The sequence below is a fragment of the Asanoa sp. WMMD1127 genome, from assembly GCF_029626225.1.
Taxonomy (GTDB): domain Bacteria; phylum Actinomycetota; class Actinomycetes; order Mycobacteriales; family Micromonosporaceae; genus Asanoa.
Genome location: NZ_JARUBP010000001.1, coordinates 6,723,955 through 6,741,784, shown reverse-complemented (window position 1 = coordinate 6,741,784; position 17,830 = coordinate 6,723,955). Strand labels below are relative to the sequence as shown.

Below are 17,830 nucleotides of genomic sequence, written 5' to 3'. Positions count from 1 at the left end.
ATGCCCGGCCTCCGCCGCCGCGACAGACGGCCTCGCCAGCCGAAGCCGCGACGCGCCCGCCGCGATCAGCGCTCACGAAACCGCGACCCGGCGATAGGCGTCAACGTCGAAGCGCCGAGTCCGGAGCCAGTACGACCACGTGTGCCCAGGCCAGAGGGCGGAAACACGGCCGGTGCGGTCCTGGTACCAGCTGTGGCACCCGCCCGACTGCCACACCGTCCCCGCCATCCGGCGGTCGACGAAGTCGACATAGCGGGCCTGGGCCGCCGGCGTCGGCTCCCACGCCCCGCCACCCGAGCGCCCAACATGCCGCAGCAAGCCCAACAGGTGGTCGAGCTGGCACTCGATCATGAACACGACCGACGTATGGCCCAGGCCGGTGTTCGGGCCGAGCAACAGGAACAGGTTGGGAAAGCCGGTGACCGACGACCCGAGGTACGCGCGCATGCTCCCGTCCCACGCCTGAGCCAGCGTGCGGCCGTCAACACCGCGGATAACGGAAGCCAACGGCGGATCGGTCACCTGGAACCCGGTCCCGAAGATGATCGTGTCAGCGGCATGAGCGACACCGTCCGCGGTGACGAGCGCGTCGCGGGTCACGCCGGTGATCGGCGAGGTGACCAGCGTGACATTCGGCCGGTTGAGCGCGGGATAGAAGTCGTCCGAGAGGAGCACGCGTTTGCAGCCCAACCGGTACGACGGCGTCAGCGCCCGCCGCAGCGCCGGGTCGGTGATCGACGCCGCGAGGTGGCGCCGGGCCGCCCGCTCGGCCAGGCCGACCAGCGGCGGATGCAGGAAACCCAACGCCGCCAGCTCGCGTCCCCAGTAGACGCCCGCCCGGGCGAGGCGCCGCAGCGCCGGCACGCGGGCGAAGGCCAGGCGTTCGCGCGCGGTGAGGTCACGGTCGCGGCGGGGCATCACCCACGGCGCGGTGCGCTGGAACAACGCCAGGCCGCCCACGGACGGCGCGATCCGGGGCACGAACTGCACCGCCGACGCGCCCGTGCCGATCACCGCCACCTGCCGGCCGCGCAGGTCCAGATCGTGGCGCCAGCGGGCCGAATGGAACGTCGTGCCCGCGAACGCGCTCAAACCAGGAAGGGCGGGCACCACCGGCTCCGACAGCGGCCCGCCGGCGGCGACCAGGAACTCCGCCGTGTACTGACCCGAAGAGGTGTCGATGACCCACCGATCGCCGACCCACGCTGCGCCCCGGACCTCGTGCCGCAGCCGCAACCGGGGGCGCAGCTCGGCCGCGCAGCCCCGCAGGTACGCCCAGATCTCCGCCTGCCCCGAGAAACTGCGGCTCCACCCGGGGTTCGGCATGAACGACAATGAATACATGTGGGACGGCACGTCGCAGGCACAACCCGGGTACGTGTTGTCGCGCCACGTGCCGCCCACCTCCGCCCCGCGATCGAAGATCAGGAAGTCGGTGTGCCCGGCCCGGCGCAACCGCAGGCCTGCCGCGATCCCGCCGAAGCCCGCGCCGACGACGGCGATCCGGGTGTGCCGGGACGATGCGGGCGCGGCGTCAGCGTCGGCGTCCATGATCGGCTCACCTCCACGAGCACTCCGACGGAGGCGACACCCATGACCGCCCCGCGCACCGCAGCCGACATCCGCGCGAGCCTCGAGCTCGCCCTCGCCAACGCCGTCGCCGAGAAAGGCTACGCCGCGACCACCATCGCGGACATCGTCGCCAACGCGCGCGTCTCGAAACGCACCTTCTACGAGCACTTCGCCGACAAGGAGGAGTGCCTGATGGCCCTCTACGGCGACGCCTGCACACGGATCATGGCCACCCTCCGCAGCGCCGGCGCCGTCGACCAGCCCTGGCCCGACCGCGTCCGCGCCCTCACCGACGCCTACCTCGGCACCCTCGACGCGCTGCTCCCCGTCAACCGCGCCGTGGTCGTCGAGATGCAGGCCGCCGGCGTCCGTGCCTACCGGATGCGCCAGCGCATGCAACGCGAGTTCGCCCAGACCCTCGTCGACCTGGTCGACACCGCCCGCACCACCAACCCCCGGATCGCGCCCCTCACCCCACCGATGGCGCTCGCCCTCGTCGGCGGCATCAACGAGCTCATGCTCGACGTGGTCGGCCCCAGCGGCGAACCCGGCGGCTCCTTCGCCGGCCTCCGCGACTCCGTCGTCGCCCTCTTCACCGCCGTCGTCCCGGAACACCCATGAACCAGGGCCCGGGCCCGCGGTGGTCCGGACCGTCGCTCCCGCCGGACAAATTCGCTGACGCATCAAGCCATGCCCGCGCGACAAGCCCAACGCTCGGCGGCTCGGCGGGGGTGGCGGCGTGCGGGCGACCAACTGTCCCCATTGGTGGGTGCGCTTAGCGGGCGCACAGGTGGTACACAGGGAACGGCTAAGGGAGGCACAGGGAAGGTCGGGACGATGGGGCGCATGGTCACGATCGGGGATGGGCGGCTGGCGGACTTTCGGCGGCTCGACGGCGCGCCCATCAGGGTGCTCGTCGTCGACGACGAGCCGACCTTGACCGACCTCCTGCAGCTGGCGCTCCGCTACGAGGGCTGGGAGGTGCGGGCCGCCGGCTCGGGCACCGAGGCCGTCAACGCCGCCAAGGCGTTCACGCCCGACGTCGTGGTGCTCGACGTGATGCTGCCCGACTTCGACGGGCTCGAGGTGATGCGGCGGCTGCGGGTGCACGCGCCCAACGTTCCGGTGCTCTTCCTGACCGCGCGGGACGCCGTCGAGGACCGGGTCGCCGGGTTGACCGCCGGAGGGGACGACTACGTGACCAAGCCGTTCAGCCTCGAGGAGGTGGTGGCGCGGCTGCGGGCGTTGCTGCGGCGCGCCGGCGTCGGGGTCAGCGCGCGCGAGGAGGCCGTGCTCACCGTCGGGGACCTCACCCTCGACGAGGACTCCCACGAGGTGCGCCGCGCCGGTAGCCTGGTCGCACTGACCGCCACGGAGTTCGAGCTGCTGAGGTTCCTGATGCGCAACCCGCGGCGGGTGCTCAGCAAGGCCCAGATCCTCGACCGGGTGTGGAACTACGACTTCGGCGGGCAGGCAAACGTCGTGGAGCTCTACATCTCGTACCTGCGGAAGAAGATCGACGCCGGGCGCGCACCGATGATCCACACGTTGCGCGGCGCCGGGTATGTCCTCAAGCCCGCCGACTGAGCCGCCGGAGGCGCCCTCCCCGGCGCCTCCGGCGCCTCGTGGCAGACGCCGGCGCACCCTGCGCGCCCGGCTGCTCGTCGTCCTGATCGCCCTGCTGGCGATCGTCCTGCTCACCGCCGGCACGATCACCACGATCGCCCTGCGCGAATCCCTGATCGGCCAGGTCGACCGCCAGCTCACCGCCACTGCGCAGCGGGCCGGCCTGCCCCCGGCCGGCGTGCGCCCGGACCGGCCACCCGACGGCGACCGACCGCCCCCCGACGGCGACCGGCCACCGGACGGCCAAGGCAACGGCCCACCCCCGCCCCGCCGCGGCGGACCGCCGGACCCGCCACCCCCGCCGTACGACTGGGTCGATGTCGGCCCCGCCATCAACGGCCAACCCCCGGACACCCTCGCCGCCGTCGTCAACGACGGCGCCGTCGCGCTGTCCGGCCGCCGCGACCCCGACTCCACCACCGAGATCCTCGCCGTGCCCGCAGCGGCCCACGCCGCCCTGGCCAGCGTCCCCGCCGACGGTCGCGCCCACACCCGCGACCTGGCTACCCTCGGCGAGTACCGGCTGGCCGCGCGCGACGACAGCGGCCGCACCGTCGTGATCGGACTCCCGCTCGACGCCGTCGACGACACGGTCCGCGACCTCGTCCTGATCGAGGCCGCCATCGCCCTCGCTGCCCTGCTGCTCGCGGGCGGCGCCGGTGCCCTCGTCGTCCGCCGTGAGCTGCGCCCGCTGGAACGCGTCGCGGCCACCGCCGCCCAGGTCACCGCCCTGCCGCTGGACCGGGGCGAGGTCGCGCTCCCGATGCGGGTGCCCGAGCAGGACACCGACCCCGACACCGAGGTCGGCCGGGTCGGCGCCGCCCTCAACCGGATGCTCACCCACGTCGGCGACGCGCTCGAGGCGCGCCAGGCCAGCGAGACCCGCGTACGCCAGTTCGTCGCCGACGCCAGCCACGAGCTGCGCACCCCGCTGGCCGCCATCCGCGGGTACGCCGAGCTGACCCGCCGCAACCCCGGCCCCGTGCCCGCCGACGTCGCCCACGCCATCCGCCGCGTCGAGTCGGAGAGCGCCCGGATGACCAGCCTCGTCGACGACCTGCTGCTGCTCGCGCGACTTGACGCCGGCCGCCCGCTGGAGGCCGACGCCGTCGACCTGACCGCCACCGTCCTCGACGTCGTCGGCGACGCCCACGTGGCCGGTCCCGCCCACCACTGGCGCCTGGATCTGCCGACCGAGGAGATCCTCGTCCGCGGCGACGGCCCACGCCTGCACCAGGTGCTCGCCAACCTGCTCGCCAACGCCCGTGTGCACACTCCGCCCGGCACCACCGTCGTCACCGGACTGACCACCGACGACGGAAGCGCCCTGCTGACGGTCACCGACGACGGTCCGGGCATCCCGCCGGAGCTGCAGGGGGAGGTCTTCGACCGGTTCGCCCGCGGGGACTCGTCCCGGTCGCGGGCGGGCGCCGGCAGCACCGGCCTCGGCCTGGCCATCGTGTCCGCCGTCGTGGGCGCCCACCGCGGCGAGGTCACGGTCGCCAGCGAGCCGGGCCGGACGGCCTTCACCGTACGCCTGCCGCTGTTCGCGGATGCCGCTAATCCGGACGCTGCCCGCCCTGATTGATGGCCGCGTTTGTGAAACGGGTCCACCGGGTACGAAACAGACATGGCCCGCACCATGGGATCCGGCATCGCGATCGGCCTGGCCATCGGCATCGTGCTCGGCCTGACGGTGTTCGACAACATCGCCATCGGCATCGGCGCGGGAATCGGCATCGGCCTGGCGATCGGCATCGCTCTCGGCGCCGGCAGGAACAACGGGGACAACCGCGCCCGCGAGGACGACTGACTGTCGTACCCGGATGCGAGCATCCCCACCATGAGCCCGCACGAGTCCCGCGCCCCGCGCACCGGCGGAGTCATCTGGCGGCGCACCGTGCCCGCCGCGCGCCAGGCCCGCATCCTGCCCGACGGCTGCACCGACCTGATCTGGTCGAGCCGCACCGGCCTGGTCATCGCCGGCCCCGACACCACCGCCGCGCTGGCCACCCTGACCGCCGGCGAGCGCATCGTCGGCCTGCGCTTCCCACCCGGCACCGGCCCCGCGGTCTACGGCGTCCCGGCCGCCGCGCTCACCGACCAGCGGGTCCGGCTCGACGCCGTCTGGCCGGCGGCGACCGTGCGCGAGATCGAGGAGCGGATGGGCGGCGACGACCCCGGTGACCTGCTCGACCGGGTCGCGGCCGCGCGCCTGGCCGCCGTCGGCGGTCCCGACCGGCGAGCCGGGGCGATCACGGCGGCGCTGGCCGCCGGCCGCACCGTGGGGGAGACCGCCGCCGGCCTCGGTCTCACCGAGCGCCACCTGCACCGGGCCAGCCGCGACCTGTTCGGCTACGGCCCCAAGACCCTGGCCCGCATCCTGCGGCTGCGCCGGGCGCTGGCCCTGCTCCGCGCCGGTGCGCCGAAGGCCACGGCGGCCGCCGACGCCGGCTACGCCGACCAGCCGCACCTGTCCCGCGACGTGCGCGCCCTGGCCGGTGTCACACTGAGCGACCTCGTCGACTAGGGCGCCGCGAACAGGTCGACGCCGTTGCCGTCCGGGTCGTGCAGCGTCGCGTAGCGCTGACCCCAGAACGCGTCGAAGGGCTCGACGCCGCCGTCCCAGCCGTCCGCCGTCATCCGCGCGTAGACCTCGTCGACCTCGGCCGGTGAGTCGCACCGGAACGCGATCGCGGTCCGCGCCGAGCCGGTCGGCGCCTGCCATTTCGGGTCGAACGACCGGATCGTCTCCACCGTGTCGAAGGCGAGCCGCAGCCCGCCGGGCAGCGCGACCTCGGCGTGCGGCTCTTTGTCGGCGGACGCCGGAATCGCCAACCCGAGGGCACGGTAGAACGCCAACGACCGCGCCATATCGGCCACGACCAGCCCGAAAAGATCGATTCGCAATGTCATGACCGCACCGTAGGCCCGGCCGCGGCCTCAGGTCTTGAACGAATCGGACCCGCACATGCCGGACAAAACACATCAGACGGTACGCTGCGGACGCTGCGCTAATCCGATCTCAAGCGTAGGGTCGGGGCACGGCACATGACTAACTCCTGTCACGGTGGGAAACAGGCGTGGTCTTCGCGATGACGCGGTGCCGGGGAGGACCGGGGCAGACAAACACCGCGCGCGACCGCGGGGGCGGTTGATGACGCGTGGGTGCGACGAGGGAGGAGACGGGCGGATGGAGCCTCATCTGGCCTACCTGGACGCTGGGTCGGGCAGCTTGATCGTGCAGGCGGTGGTGGCCGGCACGGCCGGCGTCGTGGTCGCCGCGAAGCTCTACTGGCGGCGGCTGACCAGCGTTTTCCGCCGCAAGACGCCAGCTGAGTCCAGTGCCACGAGCGCGCCGGCGGCGGAGACCACCACGCCGGCGACGGCCGACAAGGACTGAGCGTTCGGTGACACCAGAACACACCCGGCCGCACGCGGAGCCGGGTTCCTTCCGCGACCCCCAGACCCGTGTGTTCCACGCCGACGGCGAGGTGCTGCGCGGGCTGGGGGCGCAGGCCGCCCAGGACTGGAAGGCGCTGCGTGCCAGCGACTTCTTCGCCCGCACCCAGGCCGACGGCACGGTCACCGCGACCGACGAGGTCGACCGCGAGCTGCCCGGCGCGCCCGGCACCTGGAGCGCCACGCTGCGGCACGCGCCGCTGCCGTTCGTGAGCTATCCCTACGAGTGGTCGCACGCGATGCGGCAGGACGCCGCCCGGCTCCACCTCGAGCTCCTCCAGGAAGCGCTCAAGGCCGGCTTCACGATGAAGGACGGCTCGGCCTACAACCTGCAGTGGCGGGGCGCCGCGCCGGAGTTCATCGACGTCGGCTCGTTCGAGCCCGCGAAGCCCGGCGAGCCGTGGGCCGGCTACCGCCAGTTCTGCCAGACGCTGCTCTACCCGCTGATGCTGCAGGCCCACCTCGACCTCGACCCGCGGCCGCTGCTGCGGGCCCAGATCGACGGCATCGAGCCCGCCCAGATGCGCCGCCTGCTCGGTGGCACCAAGCGGCTGGCGGCCGGCGTGCTCAAGCACGTCCACCTGCACGACAGCGTCCAGTCGCGCAACGCCGACCGGAGCACGGGGGCCGTCCGCGAGCAGCTGCGCGACGCCGGCTTCAACAGCGAGCTGGTGCTGGCCGCCGTCCGCGCGATGACCAAGCTCGTCGACAAGCTCGACTGGGCCCCGCCGGCCACGCACTGGGGCGGCTACCGCGAGACCTGCAGCTACTCCGACGACGACCGGGCGGCCAAGCAGCGGTTCGTCGACCAGGCCCTGTCCGCCGCGGCGACGACGCGCCTGGTGCTCGACCTCGGCGCCAACGACGGCATCTTCTCCCGCCAGGCCGCGGCCAAGGCGGAGCACGTGGTCGCCGTCGAGGCCGACCCCGCCGTGGTCGACACGCTCTACCGCCAGCTGCGCGCCGAGGGCGACAAGCGGATCCTGCCGATCGTGATGGACCTCGCCGACCCGTCGCCGGGCGGCGGCTGGGGCGGCGTCGAGCGGGCCGGCTTCGCGGCCCGGGCGGCCCGGGCCGACGTCACGCTCGCCCTGGCCCTCGTGCACCACCTGGCGATCGGCCGCAACGTGCCGCTGCCGGGCATCGTCGACTGGCTGACCGGCATGGGCCGCACGGTCGTCGTCGAGTTCGTGCACGCCGAGGACCCGATGGCCCGGCGCCTGCTGGCCAACAAGCCCGACGGGCTCTTCCCCGACTACCACGTGGACACGTTCGTCCGGCTGCTCGGCGAGCGCTTCGACATCGCGCAAAGGGAGACGCTGCCCGGTGGCAGCCGCACCCTGATCGCGGGCGTCCGGCGTGACTGACGAGAAGCCCCGCAAACGGGTACGGACCTGGGCCAAGAGCGAGATCGCCCCGCTGCTGGAGATCCTGGCCCTGTGCGGCCTGGCCATCGCCCAGCCCCTGCTCGACGTCACCGGCCAGAGTCCCGACTTCTTCCTGTTCTACGGCGCCGGCCGGGGCGAGATCCTGCTGCTCGTCGCCCTGGTCACGGTCGTGCCGCCGCTGGCGCTCTGGGCACTCGGTGCGCTCACCGGGCTGGTCGGCGCGCGCACCCGCCGGATCACCCACGCGACCACGGTCGGCCTGCTGGTGGCCGCGATCGCCGTGCAGTTCGGCAAGCAGCTCCTGCCCATGCGCGGCCTACCGCTGGCCGCGCTCGGCGTCGCGGTCGGCGCCGGCATCGCGTACGCCTATTGGCGTTGGCGCGTCCCGGGCCAGCTGATGCGGATCGCGGCGATCGGCCCGCTGGTGTTCGTGGCCCTGTTCGCGTTCGCGTCGCCGACCTCGGCCGTCGTGCTGCCCTCGGCCGCGCTCAAGGCCCGGGCCGACGTCACGCAGACCAGGGACAGCCACCCGCCGGTCGTCATGCTGATGCTCGACGAGTTCCCGCTGGTCAGCCTGCTGGGCCCGGACGGGCGGATCGACAAGGCGAAGTACCCGAACATCGCGGCGCTGGCCGACAGCTCCACCTGGTACCGCAACGCGACCGGTGTCAGCGGCTGGACCCCCTACGCGATGCCGGCCATGCTCACCGGCCGCCACCCGGCCAAGGAGGTCGCGCCGCACTACGCGGCCTACCCCGACAACCTGTTCACCCTGCTCGGCGGAACCTACGACACCGACGTGCAGGAGACGATCACCGAGCTGTGCCCGCCGGCCGAGTGTGACGCCCAAGAGCGGCGGGACCGGCCCGGCGGGCTGCCGGCGCTGCTGCGCGAGGTGGCCGGCCTGTTCCGCCAGATCGCCTCGCCGCGCGACGAGCCGGCCAGCGATCCCGAGGCGTCCTACCGCGAGGACACCCTCGCCGAGGCGCGCTCCGGCGTGGCGCCCGGCGACCCCAAGTTCCGCTGGGACAGCCTCGACGACAACCAGCCGTCCCGGTTCACCTCGTTCCTCGACGGGCTGACCCCGACGCCGCGCCCGAAGCTGCACTTCCTGCACCTGCTGATGCCGCACACGCCGTGGAACTACCTGCCGTCCGGCACGCGGTACGAGGCGCCGGAGGACTTCCCGCTCGACGGGCCCGGCTGGGTCGAGACGGCCCGCGACCGCCACCTGGCCCAGGTCGGCTACACGGACCGGCTGGTCGGCAAGATGATCGACCGGATGAAGCAGACCGGGCTGTGGGACCGGGCCGCGCTGATCGTGACGGCCGACCACGGCGTCTCGTTCACGATGAACCACCAGGGCCGGGGGATGGGCGCCGTCGACGCCTCGCCCGAGGAGGTGCTCTGGGTGCCGCTGTTCGTCCGGACCCCGGCGCAGGCGGCCGGCGCGGTCGACGACCGCAACTGGCAGCACGTCGACCTGCTGCCGACGGTGGCCGAGCTCGCCGGCGTCTCGGTGCCGTGGGAGGTCGACGGGCGCCCGGCGTCCGCCTCGCCGCGGAACACCCCGGACCACACCTACAGCGACGTCCCCGGCAAACCGGTTAACGTCTCCGATACCGGAACATTCCAGAAGATCATCACCGGCCGGGCCGGTCCGCACATGGCGCCCCGGATCCACCCGGAACTGATCGGACAGCCCGTCGACGCGCACAGGGTCAGCGAAACCACCGGCCCGCGGGTGAAAATCGACAATGCCTCCGCGTTCGCCGACGTCGCGCCGGACACCGGCGTGCTCCCCGCGCTGGTCTACGGTGAGCTGCCCGGCGCGGTGCGCGACGGCACGCCCCTGGCGATCGCGATCAACGGCCGGATCGGCGCCGTCACCCAGGCGACCTGGGCCGACAAGCAGGGCCGGCGGTTCGCGGCGCTGGTCCCCGACGAGGGTCTCTTCCGGCCCGGGAGCAACGACGTGGCAGTCTACGAGGTCACCGGCGACGGGTTGCGGCGACTGCCGAACGCATAATGGCGTTCCAGGGTGTGGTAAATCCCTCGCCAACGGGGACCAGGGCGTGATTCCGGCCGATCATGCTAAACGATTACCGTTGTACTGAGGCGTAACAACGATGCGACATCCCCCCACCCGTCAAAAGCGAGGACCTGATGACCGATGTCAAGCTAGACCACCCGGCCGGACAGCTCTCGATGGCGGTACGCCCGGCCGTAGAGGGCCCCGCGGGCCTCGACGTCGGCGCGCTGCTGAAGGAGACCGGCTACGTCACCTACGACCCCGGTTTCGTCAACACCGCCGCGACCTCGTCCGAGATCACCTACATCGACGGTGACGAGGGGATCCTCCGCTACCGCGGATACCCGATCGAGCAGCTGGCCGAGCGTTCGAGCTTCCTCGAGGTGACCTACCTGCTGATCTACGGCGAGCTGCCGACCTCGGACCAGCTGGCCGAGTTCACCGACAAGATCCGCATGCACACCCTCCTGCACGAGGACTTCCGCGGCTTCTTCGACGGCTTCCCCCGCGACGCGCACCCGATGCCGGTGCTCTCCTCCGCGGTCAGCGCGCTGTCGACCTTCTACCAGGACAGCCTCGACCCGTTCGACCGCGACCAGGTCGAGATCTCCACGATCCGCATGCTGGCCAAGGTGCCGACGATCGCGTCGTACGCCTACAAGAAGTCGATCGGCCAGCCGCTGCTCTACCCGGACAACTCCCTCGGCTACGTCGAGGACTTCCTGCGGATGACCTTCGGCGTGCCGGCGACCAAATACGAGGTCGACCCGGTCATGGCCAAGGCCCTCGACATGCTGTTCATCCTGCACGCCGACCACGAGCAGAACTGCTCCACCTCGACCGTGCGGCTGGTCGGCTCGGCCAACGCCAACATGTTCGTGTCGGTCGCGGCCGGCGTCAACGCGCTGATGGGTCCGCTGCACGGTGGCGCCAACCAGGCCGTGCTGGAGATGCTCGGCCAGATCCAGGCCGACGGCGGCGACGTCAAGGCGTTCGTCAACAAGGTCAAGAACCGCGAGGCCGGCGTCAAGCTGATGGGCTTCGGGCACCGGGTCTACAAGAACTACGACCCGCGCGCCGCGATCGTCAAGAAGTCGGCGCAGGACGTGCTGTCCCGGATGAGCAAGCCGGACCCGCTGCTCGACCTGGCCATGCAGCTCGAGGAGATCGCGCTCGGCGACGACTTCTTCGTGTCCCGCAAGCTCTACCCGAACGTCGACTTCTACACCGGCCTGATCTACAAGGCGATGGGCTTCCCGACCCGGATGTTCACCGTGCTGTTCGCCCTGGGCCGCCTGCCCGGGTGGATCGCGCAGTGGCGGGAGATGATCACCGATCCGGCCACCAAGATCGGTCGCCCGCGCCAGCTCTACACCGGCGCTCCGAAGCGCGACTACGTCAACATCGAGCAGCGCTGACGGTAATCTGCACAAGATCCGGCAAATTGCGCGGTGAAGGTCGTCACCGGACGCCTTCGCAGGATTGACGCTACCGTCGGTGGGGCAATAGGCGGCACCGGCCGGGACCCGGCCGGTGCCGCTCGTACACCACAGGAGGCTCGCGTCACATGCAGGTCTGGCCCGGCCAGCGTTATCCCCTCGGGGCCACCTACGACGGCACCGGCACCAACTTCGCCCTCTTCTCGGAGGTCGCGGAGGGTGTCGAGCTGTGCCTGTTCGACGAGTGGGGGCTGGGCAACGAACGCCGGGTCACCATGCAGGAGGTCGACGCCTACGTCTGGCACGCCTACCTGCCCGGCGTCGAGCCCGGCCAGCGTTACGGCTACCGGGTGCACGGCCGGTTCGACCCGAGCGCCGGCCTCCGTTGCAACCCCAACAAGCTCCTGCTCGACCCCTACGCGAAGGCGATCGACGACGACGTCCGCTGGGACCCGGCGGTCTACGACTACGACTTCGACGATCCCGACCGGATGTCGACCACCGACTCGGCGCCGTTCGTGCCGAAGGCCGTGGTGGTCAACCCCTACTTCGACTGGGGCAACGACCGCCCGCCGCGGATTCCCTACCACGAGTCGGTCATCTACGAGGCGCACGTCCGGGGCCTGACCCGCCGGCACCCCGGCGTCCCGGAGGAGCTGCGCGGCACGTACGCCGGGATCGGTCATCCGGCGATCGTCGAGCACCTCAAGACGATGGGCGTGACGGCGATCGAGCTCATGCCGGTGCACCAGTTCGTGCACGACAACCGGCTGGTCGACCTCGGCATGCGCAACTACTGGGGCTACAACACCATCGGCTTCTTCGCGCCCTACCACGGCTACTCGGCGATGGGCCGGCTCGGCCAGCAGGTCCAGGAGTTCCGCGGCATGGTGAAGACCCTGCACGCGGCCGGCATCGAGGTGATCCTCGACGTCGTCTACAACCACACCGCCGAGGGCAACCACCTGGGCCCGACGCTGGGCTTCAAGGGCATCGACAACCCCAGCTACTACCGGCTCTCCGAGCAGGACCGGAAGTACTACGTCGACTACACCGGCACCGGCAACAGCCTCAACATGCGCAGCCCGCACTCCCTCCAGCTGATCATGGATTCGCTGCGCTACTGGGTGCAGGAGATGCACGTCGACGGCTTCCGCTTCGACCTCGCGGCCACGCTGGCCCGCGAGTTCTACGAGGTCGACCGGCTCTCGACGTTCTTCGAGGTCGTCCAGCAGGACCCGGTGGTGAGCCAGGTCAAGCTGATCGCCGAGCCGTGGGACATCGGGCCCGGCGGCTACCAGGTCGGCAACTTCCCGCCGGTGTGGACCGAGTGGAACGGCAAATACCGCGACACCGTACGCGACTTCTGGCGCGGCGAGCCCGCGACACTGGCCGAGTTCGCGTCGCGGATCTCCGGCTCGGCCGACCTCTACCAGGACGACGGCCGCCGGCCGTTCCACAGCATCAACTTCGTCACCTGCCACGACGGGTTCACGCTCAACGACCTCGTGTCCTACAACGACAAGCACAACGAGGCCAACGGCGAGGACAACCGTGACGGCGAGGGCCACAACCGGTCCTGGAACTGCGGCGTGGAGGGCCCGACCGACAACCCGGGCGTGCTCGCGCTGCGGGCCCGGCAGCGGCGCAACTTCCTCGCGACGCTGCTGCTCTCGCAGGGCGTGCCGATGATCGGCCACGGCGACGAGCTCGGCCGCACCCAGCGCGGCAACAACAACGCGTACTGCCAGGACAACGACCTCAGCTGGGTCGACTGGGAGCACGTCGACGAGAACCTGCTGGCGTTCGTCCGCAAGCTGACCGCGTTCCGGGCCCGGCACCGGGTGTTCCGCCGGCGGCGGTTCTTCAGCGGCTTGCCGGTGCAGACCCGCAGCGCCGGCGCGCCGCTGCCGGACCTCGCCTGGTTCACCCCCGAAGGTCGGGAGATGACCAACGAGGACTGGGGCAACCACTTCGGCCGGGCGGTGATGCTCTTCGTCAACGGCGAGGGCATCCGCGAGCGCGGCCAGTTCGGGCAGCGGCACCTCGACGACTCGTTCCTGCTGTGCTTCAACGCCCACGACGGTGACCTGCGGTTCACCGTGCCGAGCCACGAGTACGGACAGAAATGGGAGTCCGTGATCAGCACGGCGGAGTATCCGCAGGAGGGACAGCAGGTGGTGGAGGCCGGCGCGTCGATCGTGGTGCCCGACCGGTCCCTCGTCGTCCTCGACCGCACGATCTAGGGAGCCGGGGATGGCGACGCCGACCGCGACCTACCGCGTCCAGATCCGCCCCGACTTCACCTTCGACGACACGGCGGCCATCGCCGGCTACCTCGCCGACCTGGGCGCCAGCCACCTCTACAGCGCGCCGCTGCTGACGGCGGCGCCCGGCTCGGCGCACAACTACGACGTGGTCGACCACCGGGAGGCCAATCCGCAGCTCGGCGGCGAGGCGGGCCGGCGACGGCTGGTGGCCGCGCTGCGCCTGGCCCGGCTCGGCTTCGTCGTCGACATCGTGCCCAACCACGCCGGTATCGCGGTGCCCGCGGCCAACCCGGCCTGGTGGGACGTGCTCGAGCACGGGCGGGACTCCGCGTACGCCGACTGGTTCGACATCGACTGGTCCCGCGACCGGATCCTGGTCCCGGTGCTCGGCCACGACGGCGACCTCGACGCGCTCAAGGTCGAGGACGGGGAGCTGCACTACTACGAGCACCGCTACCCGATCGCGCCCGGCACCGGCGCCGGGACCGCGCGGGAGGTGCACGCCCGGCAGCACTACGAGCTGGTCGGCTGGCGGCGCGGCGACAGCGAGCTCAACTACCGCCGGTTCTTCGCGATCAGCGACCTGGCCGGCCTGCGGGTCGAGGACCCGGCGGTGTTCGACGCGACGCACGCCGAGGTGCTGCGCTGGGTCACGGCCGGCGACGTCGACGGCCTCCGGGTCGACCACCCCGACGGGCTCCGCGACCCGGTGGGCTACCTCGCCCGGCTGCGCTCCGCCGCCCCGGACGCGTGGCTGGTCGTCGAGAAGATCCTCGAATATGGCGAGGAGCTGCCCCCGGCCTGGCCGGTCGACGGGACCACGGGGTACGACGCCCTGCGCGAGGTCTGCGGCCTGTTCGTCGACCCGGCCGGCGAACGGGCCTTCACCGCCCTGGACACGTCGCTGACCGGGGTCACCGTGTCGTGGCCCGAGCTCACCCACGCCTGCAAGCTCGAGGCCGCGCACCGGCTCTTCCCGGCCGAGCTGCGCCGGCTCTCAGCGCTGACCCCGGAGCTGCCGGACGCCGCGGCCGGGCTCGCCGAGCTGGCGGCCAACTTCCCGGTCTACCGGTCCTACGGGTCCGACGGGCTGCGCCACCTCGCCCGCGCCCGCTCCGAGGCCGGTCGGCGGCGACCCGACCTGATCCCGACGCTGGACGCGCTCACCGCCCGGCTGCGCGACCCGGCCGACGAGCTGGGCCAGCGGTTCAGCCAGCTGACCGGTGCGGTGATGGCCAAGGGCGTGGAGGACACGGCCTACTACCGGTGGACCCGGTTCGTCGCCCTCAACGAGGTCGGCGGGGCGCCGGAACGGTTCGGGGTCGGGCTGGGCGAGTTCCACGGGGCCGCCGCGCGCCGTCAGCGCTCCTGGCCGCGCGGGATGACGTCGCTGTCGACGCACGACACCAAGCGCGGCGAGGACGTGCGGGCCCGGCTGGCGGTGCTCTCCGAGGTGCCGGACCGGTGGGAACGGGCGCTGAGCCAGTGGATGGCCGCGGCGCCGCTGCCGGACCCGGCCTTCGCGCACCTGCTCTGGCAGACGGTCGCCGGCGCCTGGCCGATTTCCAGGGAACGGCTCCACGCGTACGTGGAGAAGGCGGCCCGGGAGGCGTCGGTGTCGACGAGCTGGGCGTCGCCGTCCGCCTCGTTCGAAACGGCCCTGCACGCGGTGGTCGACGCGATCTACGACGACCCGGCGCTGGCGTCGTCGGTGTCGACCTTCGCCGGTGAGATCACGCCGGCGGGCTGGTCCAACGCGCTCGGCCAGAAGCTGGTGCAGCTGACCATGCCGGGGGCGCCCGACGTCTACCAGGGCACGGAGCTGTGGGACAACTCGCTGGTCGACCCCGACAACCGGCGGCCGGTGGACTTCGGCGAGCGGGCGGCGCTGCTGGGCCGGCTCGACGAGGGGTGGCTGCCGCCGATCGACGAGACCGGGGCGGCCAAACTGCTGGTGGTCTCGCGGACGCTGCGGCTGCGCCGCGACCAGCCGTCGCTGTTCTCGTCGTACCGGCAGGTGCCGGCGTTCGGGCCGGCGGCGGACCACGTCGTCGCGTTCGACCGGGGCGGCGCGATCGCGGTGGCCACCCGGCTGCCGGTCGGGCTGTCGCTGCGGGGCGGCTGGGGCGACACGTACCTGAGCCTTCCGTCCGTTCCCGATGACTCCGCGTCTTCGCGGCGTTTTACTGATTCGTTCACGGGAGAGGTCTACAGTGGTCGTCGGGTGCCAATGGCGGACCTGCTGGGCCGCTATCCGGTCGCCCTGCTGACCCCCGCCGAACCCGTGGTGGCGCCGTGACTGTGTTCTCCGTGTGGGCCCCGGACGTGTCCCGGGTGCGGCTGCGCCTCTCGGCCGGCGATGACCTCGATCTCTCGCGGGACCCGGCGCGGGCCGGTTGGTGGACGCTCGACGTGCCGTCCGCCGGGCCCGGCACCGACTACGCGTTCGTGCTGGACGACAACGAGCAGGCGCTGCCCGACCCGCGGTCGGCGTGGCAGCCGGCCGGCGTGCACGGTTTCAGCCGGGTCTACGACCAGTCGGCCTACGCCTGGTCGGACGGCGGCTGGACCGGTCGGCAACTGCCCGGCAGCGTGCTCTACGAGCTGCACGTCGGCACGTTCACGCCCGAGGGCACGTTCGACGCGGCGATCGAGCGCCTCGATCACCTGGTCCGCCTCGGCGTCGACCTGGTCGAGCTGCTGCCGGTCGGCGCGTTCAACGGCGACCACAACTGGGGCTACGACGGGGTCTGCTGGTTCGCGCCGCAGGAGTCCTACGGCGGGCCCGACGGCCTCAAGCGTTTCGTCGACGCCTGCCACCAGCGTGGGCTGGGGGTGGTCCTCGACGTCGTCTACAACCATTTCGGCCCTTCGGGGGCCTACGCGCCGATGTTCGGCCCCTACCTGTCCGAGGGCCCCGGCAACAGTTGGGGCGCCTCCGTCAACCTCGACGGGCCGCTGTCGGGCGAGGTCCGCTCCTACATCGTCGACAGCGTGGTGTCCTGGCTGCGCGACTATCACGTCGACGGGCTGCGGCTCGACGCCGTGCACGCGCTGGTCGACCGCGGCGCCACCCACCTGCTGGAGGAGTTGGCGGTCGCCGTCGACACGCTCTCGACCCACCTGGGCCGGCCGCTGTCGCTGGTCGCCGAGTCCGACCTCAACGACCCGAAGCTGATCACCGCGCGCGAGGGTGGCGGCTACGGCCTGACCGGGCAGTGGAACGACGACGCCCACCACGCGCTGCACACGCTGCTGACGGGGGAGCGGCAGGGCTACTACGCCGACTTCGGGTCGCTGCAGACGCTGTCGGACGTGCTGACCGGGGCGTTCTTCCACGCGGGCACGTGGTCGTCGTTCCGCCAGCGGGTGCACGGGCGGCCGGTCGACCGCTCCCGCGTGCCGGGTCACCGCTTCGTCGCGTACCTCCAGAACCACGACCAGATCGGCAACCGCGCGGTCGGCGACCGGCTGACGGCGTCGCTGTCGCCGGGCCTGCTCCGCGTGGGCGCGGTGCTGCTGTTCACGGCGCCGTTCACCCCGATGCTGTTCATGGGCGAGGAGTGGGGCGCCACGACGCCGTGGCAGTTCTTCACCAGCCACCCGGAGCCGGAGCTCGCGGCCGCGGTCGTCACGGGCCGGCGCCGCGAGTTCGCCGCGCACGGCTGGCCTGAGGGCGACGTGCCGGACCCGCAGGACCCGGCCACCTACCTGCGGTCGCGCCTGGACTGGGCCGAGATCGACAAGCCGGAGCACGCGGAGCTGCTGGCCTTCTACACCCGCCTGATCGCGCTGCGGAAGTCGCACCCGGACCTGTCCGACCCGCGCCTCGACAAGATCGAGGTAACGCACGGCGACCAGTGGCTGGTCATGCACCGCGGCGGGGTGGCGGTCGCGGCCAACCTGGCCGGAAAGCCGCAACGCATCACCCTGCCGGGCTTCATCCGCTCGGTCCTGCTGGCCACGGAAACGGGCGCGACGGTCATGCGCGACGGGGTGCAGCTCCCGGCCGAGTCCGCGGTGATCGTCGCTCTCGCCTGA

At 72.1% G+C, this 17,830-nt stretch carries 14 protein-coding genes; 12 read left to right on the top strand and 2 right to left on the bottom strand.

Annotated elements, in window-relative coordinates; translation table 11 throughout:
* Window positions 1-72 precede the first annotated feature (72 nt).
* The gene (locus O7635_RS32205) at window positions 73-1,551 is read right to left on the bottom strand and encodes an NAD(P)/FAD-dependent oxidoreductase (RefSeq protein WP_278084258.1); all 1,479 of its coding nucleotides are present in this window, start codon (window positions 1,549-1,551) and stop codon (window positions 73-75) included.
* Window positions 1,552-1,593: 42 nt separating this feature from the next.
* On the opposite strand from O7635_RS32205, the gene O7635_RS32200 reads away from it, so the two are divergent.
* From O7635_RS32200 to O7635_RS32180, 5 genes are all read left to right on the top strand, one after another.
* The gene (locus O7635_RS32200; protein ID WP_278084257.1) at window positions 1,594-2,193 is read left to right on the top strand and encodes a TetR/AcrR family transcriptional regulator; all 600 of its coding nucleotides are present in this window, start codon (window positions 1,594-1,596) and stop codon (window positions 2,191-2,193) included.
* Window positions 2,194-2,418: 225 nt separating this feature from the next.
* Window positions 2,419-3,159: a response regulator transcription factor gene (locus tag O7635_RS32195; RefSeq protein ID WP_278084256.1), complete on the top strand. Its 741-nt coding sequence runs from the start codon at window positions 2,419-2,421 to the stop codon at window positions 3,157-3,159.
* Window positions 3,137-4,786 (top strand): HAMP domain-containing sensor histidine kinase, encoded by a 1,650-nt coding sequence (locus tag O7635_RS32190; protein WP_278084255.1) that lies wholly within the window; start codon window positions 3,137-3,139, stop codon window positions 4,784-4,786. The genes O7635_RS32195 and O7635_RS32190 overlap by 23 nt, the downstream gene beginning before the upstream one ends.
* Window positions 4,787-4,828: 42 nt before the next feature.
* Window positions 4,829-5,011 carry a hypothetical protein gene (locus tag O7635_RS32185; RefSeq protein ID WP_278084254.1) on the top strand — a complete coding sequence of 61 codons (183 nt, stop codon included), beginning with the start codon at window positions 4,829-4,831 and terminating at the stop codon, window positions 5,009-5,011.
* 30 nt (window positions 5,012-5,041) lie between these two features.
* Window positions 5,042-5,728, top strand: a complete 687-nt coding sequence (locus tag O7635_RS32180) for a helix-turn-helix domain-containing protein (protein WP_278084253.1) — start codon at window positions 5,042-5,044, stop codon at window positions 5,726-5,728.
* On the opposite strand, the gene O7635_RS32175 is transcribed toward O7635_RS32180, so the two are convergent.
* On the bottom strand, window positions 5,725-6,114 hold the full coding sequence (locus O7635_RS32175; RefSeq protein ID WP_278084252.1) for a VOC family protein: 390 nt from the start codon (window positions 6,112-6,114) through the stop codon (window positions 5,725-5,727). The genes O7635_RS32180 and O7635_RS32175 overlap by 4 nt on opposite strands.
* Before the next feature lie 277 nt (window positions 6,115-6,391).
* Between O7635_RS32175 and O7635_RS32170 the strand changes: the two genes are divergently transcribed.
* The 7 genes from O7635_RS32170 (at window position 6,392) to treZ (ending at window position 17,830) form a co-directional block, all read left to right on the top strand.
* The gene (locus O7635_RS32170; protein WP_278085689.1) at window positions 6,392-6,601 is read left to right on the top strand and encodes a hypothetical protein; all 210 of its coding nucleotides are present in this window, start codon (window positions 6,392-6,394) and stop codon (window positions 6,599-6,601) included.
* A gap of 7 nt (window positions 6,602-6,608) precedes the next feature.
* On the top strand, window positions 6,609-8,027 hold the full coding sequence (locus O7635_RS32165; protein WP_278084251.1) for a methyltransferase: 1,419 nt from the start codon (window positions 6,609-6,611) through the stop codon (window positions 8,025-8,027).
* Window positions 8,020-10,077, top strand: a complete 2,058-nt coding sequence (locus O7635_RS32160; protein ID WP_278084250.1) for a sulfatase-like hydrolase/transferase — start codon at window positions 8,020-8,022, stop codon at window positions 10,075-10,077. Before O7635_RS32165 ends, O7635_RS32160 begins: the two co-directional genes overlap by 8 nt.
* A gap of 137 nt (window positions 10,078-10,214) precedes the next feature.
* On the top strand, window positions 10,215-11,498 hold the full coding sequence (locus O7635_RS32155) for a citrate synthase (protein WP_278084249.1): 1,284 nt from the start codon (window positions 10,215-10,217) through the stop codon (window positions 11,496-11,498).
* A 149-nt stretch (window positions 11,499-11,647) separates the two neighbouring features.
* A complete protein-coding gene (glgX, locus tag O7635_RS32150) occupies window positions 11,648-13,765 on the top strand; it encodes a glycogen debranching protein GlgX (RefSeq protein ID WP_278084248.1) in 2,118 nt (705 codons plus the stop codon).
* Between the two features lie 10 nt (window positions 13,766-13,775).
* Complete coding sequence (treY, locus tag O7635_RS32145; protein ID WP_278084247.1) at window positions 13,776-16,088, top strand: malto-oligosyltrehalose synthase; 2,313 nt, start codon at window positions 13,776-13,778, stop codon at window positions 16,086-16,088.
* On the top strand, window positions 16,085-17,830 hold the full coding sequence (gene treZ, locus O7635_RS32140; protein ID WP_278084246.1) for a malto-oligosyltrehalose trehalohydrolase: 1,746 nt from the start codon (window positions 16,085-16,087) through the stop codon (window positions 17,828-17,830). The genes treY and treZ overlap by 4 nt, the downstream gene beginning before the upstream one ends.